Here is a 17,269-nt window from a genome sequence, read left to right as displayed (position 1 = left end):
AAGCAAAACATGAATTTTAAATGACTCTTTTATGCGTATCCTCACATACTGTTATGCTTTTAGTTGTCCTCCTCGAACTACTCCAGCAAACTACTCCCCCTTGTCGATTAAAACCTTAAGATTACATTTCAAAATCAATCACACAATCTAATACACGAACAAAACAGATAGCAATCAAGCATCTATTACGGGTTTCAGATATAGAAGAAAAACAACAACATTCGTTCGAGCACAAAATGAACTCCGCTACTCTTTCCTCAGACATTTTATATCCTAATCAAATAATATGAGAAAGATTCTACCAAACATTCCATTGCCAACTTTGGTCATAAATTGCGATCATACCGTAGCACAGAAACAAATCATGTTTGGGTATAGCCCTGAAAAATACTGGTACAGCTTAAAGATTGAACACACCACAGGAACGCTCATTACTTTAAAAACACCTACACTCATTTCTATTCTTGAGCAAAACACAGAAGAGCACAGCAGCATAACTCTTTGGCAGAATCAAGATGGCCAAATACTGTTTCAAATGTCACTCGATGGTCTCGATGAAATGAAAAACACACTCTGTGGATCATCTCAGGTACTTCGGTAAATGGTGCGACTAAGTTTTCAACGTACTATGCTGTAACTACCCTTTCAAATTCTATCTACCTGCCCTGATAAGCAACGAACACATTAAACACAATACAAACCCTGTTTCACAAAACATAAATTAAAATGGAAACCAAAATTAATAGAAGAAACTGGCTGAAGGCCGGAATGATAACCGCTGGCGGATTGGCAGTGTCTCCATATTTCACAATGGCAGAGATGACAAAAGCTCCCATTCGATTCAACGCCAAAGGCAATGCGCTATATAGTCCGTTCTTTGAAGAATATGTACCGAAGGTATTTCCGGATGCCAATACCCTAAAAGCAAAACTCAACGCAAATGAAAACCCATATGGTCCTTCGCCCAAAGCAATCCAAGCTGTCCAAGAAAAGGCTTTCATGGGCAATCGCTACGCATGGACCGAGCTGTTTGATCTGATCAATAAAATCGCTGCAAAAGAAGGGGTAGATCCGAAAAGAATCATGATGGGGCCTGGCTCATCAGATCTTTTGGAGAAAACGGCCATGGTCTTATTCATGGACGGAGGAAATGTCGTATCAGCAGACCCTTCTTATATGTCATTGATCCAAGTTGCTCAATCTACAGGTGCTAACTGGAAAGCCATACCTCTCAAAAAAGATTGGTCACATGACCTTCAAGCTATGGAGAAAGCGATTGATTCAGAGACTAAACTCGTTTACATCTGTAACCCAAACAACCCAACAGGGAGCATGACAGACCATAATGAATTATTGGATTTTTGCTCTAGAGTATCTGAGAAAGTACCCGTATTCATTGATGAAGCATATTTAGGATTCTTGGACGATGCAGCCCAAAAAAGTATGGTCTCGTTGATCAATGAAGGGAAAAACGTAATCATCGCACGTACTTTCTCCAAAATACACGGAATGGCAGGTCTAAGGGTCGGCTATATAGTTGCCAGCGATAAGATTATCTCTCAAATCAGCAAAATCACTAGAGGTGGCATGGGAATCTCCTACACCTCAATCTTTGCAGCGTCAGCAAGTATGGATGATGTGGCATTTCAGAATGAATCAAGAAAACTCAATGCACAAGCAAGAAGCTATGTATGCGAAGAGCTAGACACTCTAGGTTACAAATACATCCCTTCCTCCACTAGTTTTGTAATTTTCCCCATCGAGATGGACGGCAAAGTCTTTTTAGAAAAAATGATAAACACAGGTGTGGCCGTTCGTTCCTTCAAAATCATGGACAAAACATGGTGTAGAGTGAGCATAGGCACTATGGATGAGATGAAAATTTTTATCCAATCACTCAAGCAAGTACTAGTCTAAACCACAAACTACAGGCAAGGCACAAAACACAAAAAAGTGTCTTGCCGTCATTCTCCCCCAACCACAAGGTTTTTAACTACTTACTGAAAAGAGTTCACAAACATTGAACTCTCAACACCTAGTCGCACATATATCGAGATAAATATGAATTTTGCTCTACAAAAAACAATAGAACTGATATTGCTTATCAGCTTGGGTTATTTCTTACAAAAAAAACTTCAGTCCAAAGAGAGTCTCAGTGGAATAAAAGTCATCATACTAAACGTTGCTCTTCCTGCGACTATTTTTGTAGCACTACTCAAAATTGAGCTAGACGCTACTTTGCTTATCTTTCCTATCATCGCTTTAGCATTCAACCTTTTGATGTTCATAGCTACCAAATACCTATCCAAATCCATCATCCCATCAGGTAACGAGAGTAGATCTAGAACCTTAATGATGCTCTTGCCTTCTCTAGCACCCGGTCTATCCTGTTTTCCATTCATTATGGTCTATTCGGGAGATGACAGCTTGGCTTTAGCTGCCTTAGCAGATGTAGGAAACAAAGTCTTTGTCTTGATCATGCTTTATATCCTAGCCATGCGCTGGTACCACAGTAGGTCAATCACAACAACAAAAATCTCCTCTTCGAGCAAGTTGAAAAGCTTATTCATCGCCTTAGTCAATGAACCCATCAATATGGTGATCATCGCGGCGCTTATTCTTCTCAGCTTCGGGATGAGCATCAACTCACTACCCTCGTTCATCGATAGCTCCGTAATGAGAGTAAGCAGCATCATGACTCCCTTGGTTTTACTATTCATCGGCATGTCTGCCAAAATCAAATGGAAAGACCTCAAACACATTACTAATATCCTATTTTGGAGAGCAGGATTGACCTTCATCCTGTCAAGCTTAGTCCTTTTACTCTTTCCCTCGCTGAGCCCTGCTCTGGCACTATTGCTGTTGGTTTTCCCTCAGAGCTCTTGTAGTTTTTGGCCATTTGCACACATGAGTACCGTCAATAGTCTCGAAAAAACGGATAAACAACCTCGTCCTACTTTCGACATTGATTTTGCTATCTCCGTGATGGCCTGCTCACTCCCCTTCTCAACCTTTCTAATTATGTGTATTTACTCGTTTCGCTCCTTCTTTACAAACCCATCACTAGTTCTCTGTTTGGGATTACTGATGTTTTCTTTACCTCTATTATACAAGTTCATGAAAAAACACAAAAAGGTGGAGCTCTTCACCTGAATGTCCTGCAAGTCTCACACATTCAATACACTTGCGATATTGTAATCAAAGCAACCACATCAACCCACAACATACAATGAACCCAGTGAGCCCTATGATGGTTGTCATCAGCGTCCAAGTCTGAAAGGTTTGTTTCTCGGTAAGTCCCAAATACTGCTGTACCAACCAAAAGCCACTATCATTGACATGAGAGGTCATAGACGCTCCAGATGCAATGGCAATCACCAAAACGGCCTTTTCCAACTCACTAACCCCAAACAAAGGGATCAACGGCGCTGTAAAACCTGCAGCAGTCACCATTGCTACTGTGGATGAACCTTGTACTACTCGCACTATAGTCGCTACGACAAAACAAAACAATACTGGAGGCAAGGAAGAGCCTCCTAAACTATCAGCAATCATCGTCCCTGCGCCCGTCTCTATCAAGATCTGCTTGAACCCTCCTCCTGCTCCTGTCAAAAGTATGATGGCTCCTGCTTGTCGAAACGAATCCGAAGAGACATCCAATAACTGCCCCCGAGTAAAGCCCTTTCTAATCCCAAGGAAATACCAAGCCAATAGATTGGCAAGTATCAAGGCTGAGAAAGGATGCCCCACTACAATGATCATATCAGCTAAATAACCTGGTATATGTTGACCGAGTGTTGGACTACTTTTGACGATCGTCTGAGCAATCACTAGTGTAATCGGAAAGAGAATAATAAGCAGTACTGACTGTGGGGAGACGTATTCATGACTGAGACTGGAAGGGTGCTGAACCTCTGGCGATCGTACATACCTAGATACATACTGGGCTAAGATCGGACCACTCACTACGGCCACAGGCAACCCCACGATCGCTCCGAAGAGTATTACCCATCCGATATCTGCTCCCAAAATATCTGCCACCGCAACTGGCCCTGGTGTAGGAGGAATAAACGCGTGTGTAATAGCCAAGCCAGCGAGTAAAGGCATGGCGTAAAGCAATAAGGGTTTCTGCGTTTTGTTCTTGATAGCTATCGCCATAGGCAATAGGATGATAAAAGCTACATCAAAAAACACCGGTATCGCTACGAAAAATCCCGCAAGCATCAGTGCCCACGGGGCTTTGTCCTCTCCAGAGCGGCTGATCATCCAAGAGGCCAAACTGGCTGCACCTCCGGACTTCTCCAGAATCGCTCCCATGATCGCTCCCAAGCCTACAATCGTCGCTACGAAACCTAATGTCCCTCCAATACCAGAAACCAAATGCTCAAATAGCAAATCAGGCGCTAACCCAGCTCCTATCCCCACGACGATGCTTGCAATCAATAGAGCTAAGAAAGGATGCACTTTGAGTCTGAGGATCAATGAGAGTAAAACGACCACCCCAAAGACCACTGCGATCAATAATTGCCAGTCCATCTATGAGTGTTTTGTCCAGTCGGTATGAAAAATCTGATCCAAGGACTTGTCTTTGCGACGATACGTGTGTGCACCAAAATAGTCGCGCTGTGCTTGAATAATATTGGCAGAAGATTGCTCAGCAGTAAAGCCGTTGAGGTAATTGACAGATGCTGAAAATACAGGCAAAGATAGTCCTGCCTCAATCCCCTTCGCTACCGTGCTGGATAAGCCTTGTCTCTTGGCCTTCAGCAGCTCCACATAGGTATCTATCAACAACAAATGAGTATCTGGGAATTTCTCAAAAGCTGATACAAGATCCTCCATGAGTCCAGACCGTATTATACACCCGTTGGTCCATATACGTGCCAACTCTGAGAGATTGATCTGCCAGGCATATTGATCTGATGTCCTTCGGATCATCTCGAAACCTATGGCATGATTGACCACCCGGGCAGATGCATAGGCATGTCGCAAAGACTCCACTAGGCTTGTTCGATCTACATCGTCAGGCACACACACTCTACCATATTTGGCAGCAGCAATGACGCGAAGCGGTTTCAGTGCAGACAAGTGTCGAGCCATCACAGATTCAGACACCGTACTGAAAGGCACTCCCACGTCCAAAGCCGCAGTGGTAGACCACCCTCCCGTTCCTTTCTGTTGGGCGGCATCATAAATCAGATCCACCAAATAGTCGTCTCCTTCCTTGAAAGGAAGGAGCTCTGCCGAGATTTCCAACAAATAGCTCTGCAACTCTCCCTGGTTCCACTCGCTAAACAACGCAGCTATCTCCTCGATAGTCATCGCGGCACGTTCTCGCAACAATAGGTACGCCTCAGCGATCAGCTGCATCTCTGCATACTCGATTCCATTGTGTACCATCTTGACAAAATGGCCCGAGCCTTCCTCTCCTATGTAGGTACAACAAGCTCTGCCATTTTTGTCCGTCGCGGCAATGGCTTCTAGGTATTTGGCTATCGCCGAATAGGCGTCTAGATTCCCTCCTGGCATGATCGATGGCCCCTTTAGAGCCCCCTCTTCTCCTCCAGACACACCACATCCTACAAAATGGATTCCGTGCTCACGCAAAAAATTAACTCTCCGCTTGGTGTCATAGTAGTGAGAGTTGCCCCCATCGATGACAATATCTCCAGGCTCAAGTTGAGGGATCAGCTCATCGAGAACCGCGTCTACGGCAGGGCCTGCACTGACCATCAGCATAATCTTCTTGGGGGAGTGTAGTGATTCCAAAAATTGGGGTAAATCATCATAAACCTGTAGGTTATCCCTATCGGCATGTGCCGCGGCAAATTCCTTGGCCACTCGCTCTTCTCCAGTCCTAGGCTTATTGTATGCTGACACAGCGATACCACGACTCGCCAAATTGAGTACAAGGCTCTTGCCCATCACTCCCAATCCTACTAAACCAAAATCTGCTTTTTCCATTTTCATTAATTCTATGATTTGCGAAACAATCGCTTCAGGTTTTTCTTTGATGTCCAATCGCCAACCATAGGTAGGTGGCTCTAAGGTGTCCAACTGGGAGTCCAACAAATGTGGCTTAAAGAAGTGTCCTTGCCTATCGCTCAGACGCTCCTCCAGCAGCTCTCTCGAACCATCCAAATGCACCCAACGAACTGGCGAGGAGCAATACCTAACCAATGCCTTCCGGTACTTTTCCTTGAGGGCAGAGCAAGCCAATACACCACCACCCTGCCTCGAACGGTCAGCGATATGATAAGCCAAGGTTTCCAACCATGGGGTTCTATCCTCATCATTGAGTGGTTGACCTGCTGCCATTTTTTCCTTGTTGACAATTGGATGAAAATCATCCGCATCGTCAAACGGAACCTGCATATGCTTCGCTAGCATAGCGCCAATGGTACTCTTGCCAGAGCCACTCACACCCAACACCACGATGATCTCTCTATATGCGGTCGCCCTATTCATCCCGCAGCTCAAAACTCCCCTCTAATCCTTCTTCTGCATTTTGTCCCACCCAGATTCTAAATCCGCCTGGTTCGGCGACCCACTCCTGATCAGCCGTATAAAATGCCAAATCGTTTTTAGTCAAGATAAACCTTACCTCCGTGACCTCATTGGGTAGTAGTTCCAATCGTTGAAATCCCTTAAGCTCACGTACTGGACGAGTCAGGCTACCAAAACTATCCTGCACATAAAATTGCACCACTTCCGTGGCTTGAACTTTCCCTATGTTTTGGATTCTCGCTGAGACAATCAAACTGTCCCTTTCCTTGGACAAGTCATTGGAGATACGCAGCTTCGAATACTCAAATTGACTATAGGTCAACCCATAACCAAAAGGGTACATCGGACGAAACCCCTCATCCAAATAATGAGATGTATTGCCGAGTGAGCTCTGCCATGCATGCAATGGAATATCATCAATATGTACAAAACTCTCCTCACTCGCAGGCCTCCCGGTTTTCTTGTGGTTGTAATAGATCGGTATCTGTCCCACAGACTTGGGCCAAGACACAGGCAAACGACCACTTGGGGAAACCTTGCCAGTCAGTATGTCTACGACAGCTGGCCCTGCCATGGTGCCAGGATGCCACGCGACAAGTACAGCGTCTACCTCGTCGATGATGTGGCTGAGGGTGATGGGCCTACCGGCCAAAACCACCAACACAATCGGCTTGCCTGTCTTGGCTATCTCTCGAATCAACTGCTCCTGTGCACCAGGGAGATTGATATCTGCACGACTATGTGCTTCGCCCGACAAAATTGCCTCCTCTCCTGCAAAAAACAAGACCACGTCCGATCCCTTGGCAGCCTTGATGGCTGCTTTGAACCCCTCAGTAGATTGATCTCTACTATAACTGAGGCCAGACACAAACGAGGCTTGATCACCAAACTCCTCTTGGATACTCGACCATGGTGTCACCGAGTGGCTCTCATCTCCATCGAATATCCATGTACCCAATTGCTCCCTCGGTGCATGAGCCAGTGGTCCCAATACTGCAACTTTGGTTGGTGACAAAGGCAGCACACCATTGTTTTTGAGTAGGACCATGCTCTGCTGCGCCATTTTTTTGGCAGACGCCAAATGCTCCTCTGCGTAGAGGACGTCCTGTTCCACATCAAAATAGGGCTCCTCAAATAGTCCCAGTCTACTCTTGACCCTCAATATATTCTTTACTTTTTCATCGAGCTGCTCCATCGAGAGTCGTCCCTCGGCGATCAACCCCTTCATGTGGTGAGCATAGGCCTGACTGGTCATCTCCATGTCTACTCCCGCCTGCGCGGCACTATAAGCGGCCTCCTTTTCATTCTCACTATATCCGTGGGTGATCATCTCGGTGACACTGTTCCAATCGCTGACCACTATGCCATCAAACCCCCAATCATCACGCAAAATTTCGCGCAAGACATATTCGTTGCCCGAGGCAGGCACACCGTTCACCTCGTTGAACGAACTCATGAAACTCGCTACACCTGCATCAGCAGCTGCTCTAAAAGGCTTCAAGTACACATTGTGCAAAAGAGGATCACTAATCACCGCCGTATTGTAGTCTCGACCACCCTCCGCAGCTCCATAGCCGATGAAGTGTTTGGCGCAAGCTGCTAGGGTGTTGGGCTGGGACAAATCTCCTTGAAAACCCCGAACGGCAGCAGCCCCCATCACCCCACTCAAATATGGGTCCTCTCCGGATGATTCTGCAATACGTCCCCATCTCGGGTCACGAGCAATATCAATCATCGGAGCAAAAGTCCATCGAATCCCCATCGAAGATGCCTCAATCGCAGCAACACGAGCTCCTCGCTCCACGAGCTCAGGGTTCCAACTGGCTGCTTGCCCCAAAGGGATCGGAAAAATAGTCTTGAAACCATGGATCACATCACGAGCAAAAATGAGCGGAATACCATGAGGGCTCTCCTCTACAGCGATGCGCTGTAGCTCTACTATCGATTCTTGGCTTTGCACGTTGAGGAAGGAACCTACTTGTCCTCTACGTACCATCTCTTTCAATTCGTCCGAGATACCATTTTCTCGAGAAGACGTTCCCCGCTGATTGAGCTGACCAATTTTCTCATCGATGCTCATCGTAGCAATCAACGCCTCAATTCGCTGTTCGACTTCTGAGCTCTCGCTGGTTGGGCTTTTCCAACCCAGTACTACCAATCCGCCGACCACCATGAGGGGAAGCAGGATGTTCATCATCTTTCGTTTCATCTGCTATGCTTTGAGATTTTGACAAAACTAGCTTTTGACCGAAATCACGAAACCCAAAAATCTTTCAGAATGGTAGGGTATATGTTTCAAAACTGAGAGAACGGAGTCTCACAGCCTTGAAAACCAGTGTTTTACTCCTTGACCTCAAAAATCTGCAGAGGCCCCTTGTTGCTCGCTACCACGATATGGTTCTGACCGAGAGCTACGACCTTCTTCGCATCATGAGGGACACACAATCCCGACTGACTCATACTCTGTGGAGCAAATCCTCCTTTCCCATTCCCCAACATGACCAAACCGATACCTGCATCGTTTCTTGGAGTTTCCACTTCAGAGGCATACAAGCCACCCACGGACAACAAGTCCAAATGACCATCTTGATTGATGTCACTCACTACCCAATCATTGATTGAGGAAACTTGCGCCGCATAAGGCAAGATATTTTTTTTCAAACCATCTGCAGTATGCTCCAAATAGATACTGGAAAAGTCCTCCACCTCGAAGTGATAAGAATTGTCAAGGTTTTCGGTCCCGTAGATTTCTTGCATGTCGGCATTGGCGAATGAATTGTAATCTTTGAATACCACCTGGATGGCTGGGATTTGCTCTGATGAGCATTGACGTCCTCTCACTGGGTATTCTTCGCCCTCAGCGTGATAGCTGAGCACAATATCACTCTTGTTGTTGTCATCGAAATCATCCGCATAGATGGCAAAAGGCTCCCCTCTATTTGCTTGATACTTATAATTTCGTCCCATGTTGCCCAAGACATAGTCCATATCCCCGTCATGATCAAAATCTCCTTGATCGATGCTAAACCACCAACCGGTCATATTGTCCTCAAAATAGGAAGCACTCTGGTCACTGAACTTTCCATCCTTCTGAATCAAGGTCTTGACAGGCATCCACTCCCCTACAATCATGAGGTCCATCTGTTGATCCCCGTTGACATCCGTCCAAATGGCGTCTGTCACCATCCCAATCCCATCTAGATCTGGCATCACTGCCTCGGTCACATCGACAAATTTGAGTTGCCCCTCCTCGTGTTTGTTTTCGAACAACAGACTCTTGGAGGCAAAGGGGTAATTGTAAGGCGTCAAACGTGTCCCAATGAATAAATCCAAGTCCCCGTCCCCATCGTAATCATAAGGGCGTACACAAGCACCACTTTCTGCCTGTACGGGTAAAACTCCCGAACTCTCAATGAGTTTCCCTTCCTCGTTGATAAACAATCTGTCTTGGTAGTTGGGGTGTCCCTCTGGGAACTCATTGCCACCACTGACGATATAGAGGTCTAGATCACCATCACGATCCGCGTCAAAAAAAGCAGCATCCAAATCCTCGTGCCACGGGCTACTCTCTTCGAGCGCTTCCCTCGCAGCAAATCCCCCCTCGGCCAAGCCTCGGTAGATGTATCCCACTCTGCCTGCCGCAGCACCTATATATAGGTCTTCTACTCCATCTCCATCTATATCTCCCACAGCGAGTGCTGGCCCAAAATTCGACATCTTATGGGGCAGCAAAACCTGAAAATGAAAATCATTGAACCCATTTTCGCGATGATACAGCATCTCTCCAAGATGCTCAAGCGTCACTTCTTTCATCAAAGGGTCTATGGTTGACTCCTGCTTCTCTAGCGCCAGAGGACTGGCTTCTATCACCTTGATCTCTAGTGTTTGGTTGGCGAGAACATTGTACATGGTCTGCTGCTTTCGTCCAGCCGCATAGATAGACAATGAGTCAATCACCGGGTGGCTTCCCGTCCCAAAGTGCAGTGTAGGTTCTACCGAAGACTGAAATCCTCGGACTGGCTGCACCTGCGCCACCTGCAGTTTTCCCGCTTGGTAGATCCTTACTTCTGTACCAATCCCAGAAGTGTTGTTTGCAGATTGTAGGTCGATCCGGAGATATCCACCCTCTCCGTTTTCTACCGTATTGTTTTTGTAGATCAAAGCTTCTGCATCAATATTGTTGACGATCAATTCTAAATCTCCGTCATTGTCCAAGTCTCCATAAGCTGCCCCATTGGAAAAGCCTTCGAAACTCACACCCCACTCTTTGTTTTTTTTGACAAAGCCCTCTCCAGATTGATTCTGAAAGATGTAATTATCAATGGGCTCAGAAGGAATCTCCCTTGCCATTTGTAAAAGCTCTTGGTCTGAGGCATCATCGAGCTGATTATTCAGTTTTTTAAAGTAATCACGGTTATTGATTTCCCTTCGTGTACCGTTGGCAATGAATAGATCCTTGTACCCGTCATTGTCAAAATCAGCAAGCAAAGGTGCCCAACTCCAATCAGTAGACGAAACTCCCGCGAGCCAGGCGATGTTGCTCATCACAGGCAAGTCATCGACGATACCTTGGTTGAGTTGCAAACTATTGTACATGTATTGGTAGTGAAAGCCATTGTTGACGGTGGACCAAAACAACTCAGGGTTCATACTCGCCATGTTGGCTTTTTGTCGTCTGTTGTTTTCGGAAGACATGTCGACCTGCATGAGGTCAATCAGTCCGTCATTGTTGATATCGGCAGCATCCGCCCCCATTCCATAAAAAGAGGTTTGTCGTGTGATGTACTTGACTCGCTCCACAAAAGTCCCATCTCCCTGATTGATATAAAACTGATCCGGAGTACTAAAATCATTGGACACATAGATATCCTCCCATCCGTCTTGGTTGAAATCTACAATCGTAGCACTCAGCGACAAACCAAAAGAAAGCAAACCTGCCTGCGCTGTATAATCTACAAATACGCCGTTTCCTTCATTGCGATAGAGATGGTCACTCTTGGCAGGGTCTGGGCGATCGATCATGTATCGATAGGATTCGTTGGCGGTTTTGAAACTCGTGATAGGATAGTTGGCCACATATACATCCAAATCTCCGTCGTGATCAAAATCCACAAAAGCGGTCTGTACCGAGTTTTGGTTATCTGCCAACCCCATTTTTTTGGCGGATTCGGTGAAGGTCATGTCCCCGTTGTTGAGATAAAGTTCGTTGGCTCTATCCTCGCCCAACCCTGCGACACTTAAGTATAGGTCCATGTATCCATCGGCGTTGATATCGACTGCTGAAACTCCTGTGTACCACTTGTACTCAGCCCCAGCTACTCCAGCAGCTTCGGTCACATCTTCGAAGACGAGATTTCCTGTGTTTCGATACAATTTATTGGCGGTCATATTGCCCGTGAAGTAGATGTCTTCTAATCCATCGCCATCAAAATCGGCAACTGCTACCCCTCCTCCCATGTACAGATAAGGATACTTGAAATAGTTGAGGGTATCGGATTCTTGAATTTGGTTTGAAAAGGTAATTTGGGTTGTAGTGGAGGGTAGTTGTTCAAATCGACTGCCTACTTGGTCTTGTGGTGCCGCACACGCACAAACCAGCATCGTCCATACTGTTAGCATACCTACTTGCTGACATAGCTCTCTCATCATCATTTACTTTTTTTGTATAAAAACAAAAAGGGTTAGTCAATAAAGAAAACCAAGAATCTGCCTCCTTCCAAAAAAGGATACAAATTCTTGGTTTGGCAATCGTCGAGCCTATTTTATACTCGACACATCATTTTTGTATCTCTGCGATTTATTTCCAATCGTCGCTTTGTGTGATCTTCCCGTTACTTAGGTCAATTGCTCTAAGCGGAATAGGCAAGTAATAATTCTTGTCTTCCACTGTGACATCTACAAATCGATTTCCGTACATACGGTCTTCGTTGACAAAGAAATCCTCCATCACTTCGATGAGCGAACCGTATCTTCTCAAGTCGTAGTATCGGTGGCCTTCCATGCCTAGCTCTAGTCTACGCTCATGTCGGACAGCCTTTTGGGCGTATGCTGCACCCTGTGCTGCAAATGTCCCCACGGGGTACTCATCGATGACATAGGTCGCTGCATCTGCTGTACCACCTACCTCTTTGACATAGGTCATGTCTCTGGCCCGTGCACGCACGAGGTTGACATACTCTTCCGCTTTGGCAATCGATCCTACCTCTATCTCACACTCGGCAGCTAGCAAGAGCAAATCGGCATAGCGCATGAGATTGTAGTTGAGTGCAGAACTCTGCTGCCCCCAGTTGCCTGCTCCTTTGGAATCAGCTTCTTCCTCGAACTTGTACGCTCCCTTTTTGCCCAAATACGGACCGGCCTCAGGTTGCTCTGGTGCCCAATCCTTGCCTGGATTGACTCCATAGCCATTGAAATCAATCCCTCGTCTACCAATGGTGTAGTCAATCCGTGGGTCCAAGTTGCCCGCATACGGTGTAAAAGGATCCCCGGACTCAATTCCATAATCGTTGTTGATATCCGAATCATTGAAGGTATCCAATAGCGGCAAACCCGCTGCATCAGTCTTGTAGGCATTGGCCAAATCCTGCGTCGGCGTATAAAACCCACAACATGAAGAATAAGGTCCGCCCGATGGATGTACGAGTGCTTGTGCTTGATTTCCGTTGGCGTCATTGGCCACTCCTCCGATGTTGAACTGAATCGAGAAAATCGCTTCTTTACTGTTCTTGCTAGCGAAGGTAAAGTTGTCTTTGAACTCTGCAATCAAGCCAAAGGGGCCATTGTCGATCACATCGGTCAGCAACGGCAGTGCAGTCGTATAATCTCCCTTCTGCATGTACATTTTGCCCAAGAAAGCTTTGGCTACCCAACTCGTCGCTCTACCTGGCGTATCTTGCGTCGGAGGTAAGTTGTCCACAGCAAACTGATAATCTTCAGCTATTTGATCCCAAATTGGGCCCGAATTGGGTTGATCTGGATCCAATTGCAAATCCTCACTGATATAGGACACATTGGCCCAAAGCCTCTGCAACTCAAAATGAAAATGTGCTCTCAAGAATCTCGCTTCTGCGATTTTGACAGTCATGTCCGATCCTTCGATAGAATTGGCCAAATTGATCACCGAGTTGGCCCTATCTACCCCGCCATATACGGCGAGCCATTTGGTGATGAAGTAGCTATTGCTAGGAGTCCAGCGGTACATCTGAAAAGACTGCAGATCTGGCTGATCGTTATCATGGCTGCCTTTGTTTGCATCATCAGTCGACGCGTCCAACCACCATCCGTCACCAGAAGCTTGCCATGGATCACCAGAGATGAACCCATCCAATAGTCCGTAGGTAGCCGTCAACAGTAGATCGACTCCCTCCTCGTTTTGCAATACATCTCCTCCGAGACTTCCTTTGGGTGGAGTCGTCGTGAAGTCCTCTTTACAGCCGTAGAATCCTACGACACTCAGAAATATTAGTGTTACTATCTTTTTCATGCTTAATTTCTTTTAGAGATTAAAAATCGATGCTGACACCTGCGGTGAAAGTTCTCGCCACGGGGAAGCTCCCGAAATCTACCCCCATATTGAGGTTTTGGGTAGCATCATTGGTGATTGCACCTATTTCTGGATCGAGTCCATCATACCCCGTAAACGTCAAGAGGTTTGTGCCCTGTACGTAAATTCTCGCGCTAGCAATCCCTACTTTGGACAGTGCTGTTTTGGGCAGTGTGTAACCCAACTGCACGTTTTTCAACCGCACGTATGATCCATCTTCGACAAAGTAGCTGTTCACACCATTTTCCTGATTGGACACAGTATACGTATCGCTCAGCTGTGGCAGGCTTCCTCCGGTATTGGTAGGTGACCAAGCATCCAGCACTCTCGTACTACGCGCACCATCTGGGAAAGACGGGAAGTCTGTAAAGAATTTGGTGTAATTGTAGATCTCGTTGCCTTGTGATCCATTGAAAAAGACCGACAAGTCAAAAGCTTTGTATGCGATGTTGGCATTGAATCCAAAAATAAAATCTGGGTGTGGTGAACCTAGTACGGTACGGTCATCATCATTGATCACTCCATCGTCGTTGATATCCTTGTACTTGAATCTCCCAACCCCATCCGCATCAGTCACAAATCCCTGATCCGCATGTGCTCCGACTTCCGCAGCGTCTTGAAAGATCCCCTCTACTTCTCTCCCATAAAAGTGAGAAACTGGATTGCCTTCGTTGGTCCGAGTGAAAGTATATCCCCGCTGACTAGCTCCTACGAATGAAGTCCCTTCTGCAGCAGCGATTTTGGTCACTTCGTTTTTGTATGTAGACAAGTTGGCCGAGATGTTGTATCTCAAGTCACCTCCCATGGCCTCATTGGCATACCCCAATTCGAACTCAAATCCGTGGTTATTCATCTCTCCGATGTTTTGGTACGGTGGTGCTGCAATCGAACCTGTCGATGGCAATGGAGGATTCAACAGCATGTCTTGGGTATCGATGTTGAAATACTCAACCGTCAAGGTCAACGTATTGTCCAAGAAGCCAAAGTCAGTACCTACGTTGAACTGCGACGAAGTCTCCCAAGTCAGGTCCTCATTACCCAAAGAAGATACCGCTGCCCCTACGTCGAGCCCTGTCCCTGTGAAGGTATAGAAAGCATTTTGGTCGTTGAGCGCAGATATACTGACCGTCGGATTGGCTACTGGTATAGACTGGTTTCCCATTTGTCCGTAAGAGGCTCTCAATTTCAAGAACGAAAGGGTATTCGAACCGGAGAGAAAACTCTCTTCACTGATGACCCATCCAGCACTCACTGCAGGAAATATCCCTGAATTGTTTCCTTTGGCAAATCGTGAAGATCGATCGTTTCTCAACGTAGCACTCAAGAGATACTTGCCGTTGTAATCGTACCGCACTTGTCCAAAAACAGAAAACAACGAATTGGTCACGTCAAAACTATTATTTTGAATGATATTGGTTGCCCCAGTTCCTGCTCCCATCACAAAGAAGTCGGCAGTCTCAAACATGAAATCATCTTGCTGAACTTGTGTCTGTTTGAAAATATTTTTGACTGCCTCTGTACCGACGAGGATACCTAAGTTGTGTCCGTTCCCGATGGTTTTTTCATAGTTCAGAGTGTTGGACCATACCCAGCTCACACCTTGTCCATTGGTCTCTGTCAGACTGTTGATGGATCGTGGCTCACTGTGCTCTGGATTCAACCACTGGAAGCTCTTGTTGCGTGCATCGAGATAGGTCACCCCTATCGAAGAGCGAGCCGTCAGGTCTTTGATGATGTCATACTCGAGGTATGCATCTCCATAAAATCGGATCCCTGAGTTGACATCCCCTCCACGCTGTGCTCTATCCAATTCTGAGAAAGAGCCACGTGAGTTGCCCAATCCTGACCCTGCGCCTGCGCCGGCATAGTTGCCGCCTTCGTCATAGATCGGTAGCAATACACTGTTTCTATAGGCATTGTTGATCGGGTTGTCATCGTTGAACTGTGACGGCATTGGGTTCTGTTCCGAATAGGCAATATTGAAATGCTCTCCTACTCTGAGTTTATCACTCAAGTTGAATGAAGTATTGACTCGCGTCGTGTATCGCTGATACCCTGTGCCATGCAACGTCCCCTGACGGTTGAAGTAGCCTGCAGACATCATGTAACGCCCATTGGCATTGCCTCCGTTGGCACTGATATAATAATTTTGGATAGGAGCTGGATCAAAGATCTCGTCAAACCAATCCGTACCGTCACTCGATTTGGTCACACGGTTGGTATCAAAATCATAGGGCTGACTCGGGTCACCTCCCAAATACTCATTGAGTACAGGCTGGTCTGCTCCCGTAAACTGAGGATGCCCTGGTGATGCTACTCCATCGTTGACACCTGTCTGATAGATAATCTCGCCAAACTCCTGGGAGTTGACCATCTCCGGCATATTCGTCGGCTGCTGCACACCATAGTACGCATCAAAAGTAAAAGTCGGCTTGTCTGAGACCTTGCCCTGACGGGTAGTGATCACGACTACACCATTGGAAGCTCTCGCCCCATAGATCGAAGCGGCCGCTGCATCCTTGAGGACATTGACACTCTCAATGTCTCCTGGGTTGATGTCGTTGAGAGCCCCAGACGAGACCAGTTGTACACCATCTACTATATAGAGAGGGTCATTGTTGCCTGTAGAGCTATACCCTCTGATCCTCACAATCGGCGCGTCTCCTGGTTGTGCTCCAGATACAACATTGACACCAGACATTCTGCCTTGAAATGCCTCCGCAGCGTTGGTCACGGGCACCTTCATGGCCTCCTGTGTATCGAGTGAAGATACAGCACTGGTAACTTTGGCACGAGACTCTGATGAATACCCCGTCACAATCACCTCTTGGAGCGATGCTACATCCTCTTCGAGTGAGATATCAATCACCGATCGACTACCGACCGTTGCTTCCTGCTGCTTCATCCCTATAAAGGAATACACCAAGGTCACGTCTCCAGAACCTACACTCAACGTGTACTCACCTGACGCATTGGTCACTGTACCGTTGGTTGTTCCTTTGATCAATACACTTACCCCTGGCAGTTCATCACCAGCTGTAGAAGTCACCGTTCCGCTGACGGATCGATCTTGTGCATGGGCGCTGAAGCTAATCAGCGCCACTAGCATCAATGCGACTTTCATTAAGTCTCTCAACTTAAATTCATGTAGTCTAAGTTTAATCATGCTATTTAGAATTAAATAATTAGTAAAAGATTTTAGTAATAATCATGTACCAA

The 17,269-nt window shown here is 46.4% G+C and carries 9 protein-coding genes; 3 read left to right on the top strand and 6 right to left on the bottom strand.

What is annotated here, in order from left to right; all coding sequences use genetic code 11:
- The first annotated feature begins 286 nt into the window (after positions 1–286).
- The 3 genes from BFP72_RS02250 to BFP72_RS02240 all read left to right on the top strand — a co-directional run bounded on the left by BFP72_RS02250 (position 287) and on the right by BFP72_RS02240 (position 3,153).
- On the top strand, positions 287–601 hold the full coding sequence (locus tag BFP72_RS02250) for a hypothetical protein (RefSeq protein ID WP_099597560.1): 315 nt from the start codon (positions 287–289) through the stop codon (positions 599–601).
- 125 nt (positions 602–726) lie between these two features.
- Positions 727–1,917: a histidinol-phosphate transaminase gene (locus BFP72_RS02245; RefSeq protein WP_099597559.1), complete on the top strand. Its 1,191-nt coding sequence runs from the start codon at positions 727–729 to the stop codon at positions 1,915–1,917.
- A 144-nt stretch (positions 1,918–2,061) separates the two neighbouring features.
- A complete protein-coding gene (locus BFP72_RS02240) occupies positions 2,062–3,153 on the top strand; it encodes an AEC family transporter (protein ID WP_099597558.1) in 1,092 nt (363 codons plus the stop codon).
- Between the two features lie 45 nt (positions 3,154–3,198).
- Here the strand turns inward: BFP72_RS02240 and BFP72_RS02235 are convergent, their stop codons facing one another.
- The 6 genes from BFP72_RS02235 to BFP72_RS02210 all read right to left on the bottom strand — a co-directional run bounded on the left by BFP72_RS02235 (position 3,199) and on the right by BFP72_RS02210 (position 17,216).
- Positions 3,199–4,536 (bottom strand): GntP family permease, encoded by a 1,338-nt coding sequence (locus BFP72_RS02235; RefSeq protein WP_099597557.1) that lies wholly within the window; start codon positions 4,534–4,536, stop codon positions 3,199–3,201.
- On the bottom strand, positions 4,537–6,468 hold the full coding sequence (gene gnd, locus BFP72_RS02230; protein WP_099597556.1) for a decarboxylating NADP(+)-dependent phosphogluconate dehydrogenase: 1,932 nt from the start codon (positions 6,466–6,468) through the stop codon (positions 4,537–4,539).
- A complete protein-coding gene (locus BFP72_RS02225; RefSeq protein WP_099597555.1) occupies positions 6,461–8,716 on the bottom strand; it encodes a glycoside hydrolase family 3 N-terminal domain-containing protein in 2,256 nt (751 codons plus the stop codon). Before BFP72_RS02225 ends, gnd begins: the two co-directional genes overlap by 8 nt.
- 131 nt (positions 8,717–8,847) lie before the next feature.
- Complete coding sequence (locus BFP72_RS02220; protein WP_099597554.1) at positions 8,848–12,159, bottom strand: VCBS repeat-containing protein; 3,312 nt, start codon at positions 12,157–12,159, stop codon at positions 8,848–8,850.
- Positions 12,160–12,304: 145 nt separating this feature from the next.
- Positions 12,305–13,990: a RagB/SusD family nutrient uptake outer membrane protein gene (locus BFP72_RS02215; protein WP_099597553.1), complete on the bottom strand. Its 1,686-nt coding sequence runs from the start codon at positions 13,988–13,990 to the stop codon at positions 12,305–12,307.
- A gap of 19 nt (positions 13,991–14,009) precedes the next feature.
- A complete protein-coding gene (locus BFP72_RS02210) occupies positions 14,010–17,216 on the bottom strand; it encodes a TonB-dependent receptor (protein WP_099597552.1) in 3,207 nt (1,068 codons plus the stop codon).
- Between the last annotated feature and the right edge of the window lie 53 nt (positions 17,217–17,269).

The organism is Reichenbachiella sp. 5M10 (assembly GCF_002742335.1).
Lineage (GTDB): Bacteria > Bacteroidota > Bacteroidia > Cytophagales > Cyclobacteriaceae > Reichenbachiella.
Note: the sequence above shows the minus strand (reverse complement) of the source record. Positions and strands in the feature narration are given on the sequence as shown.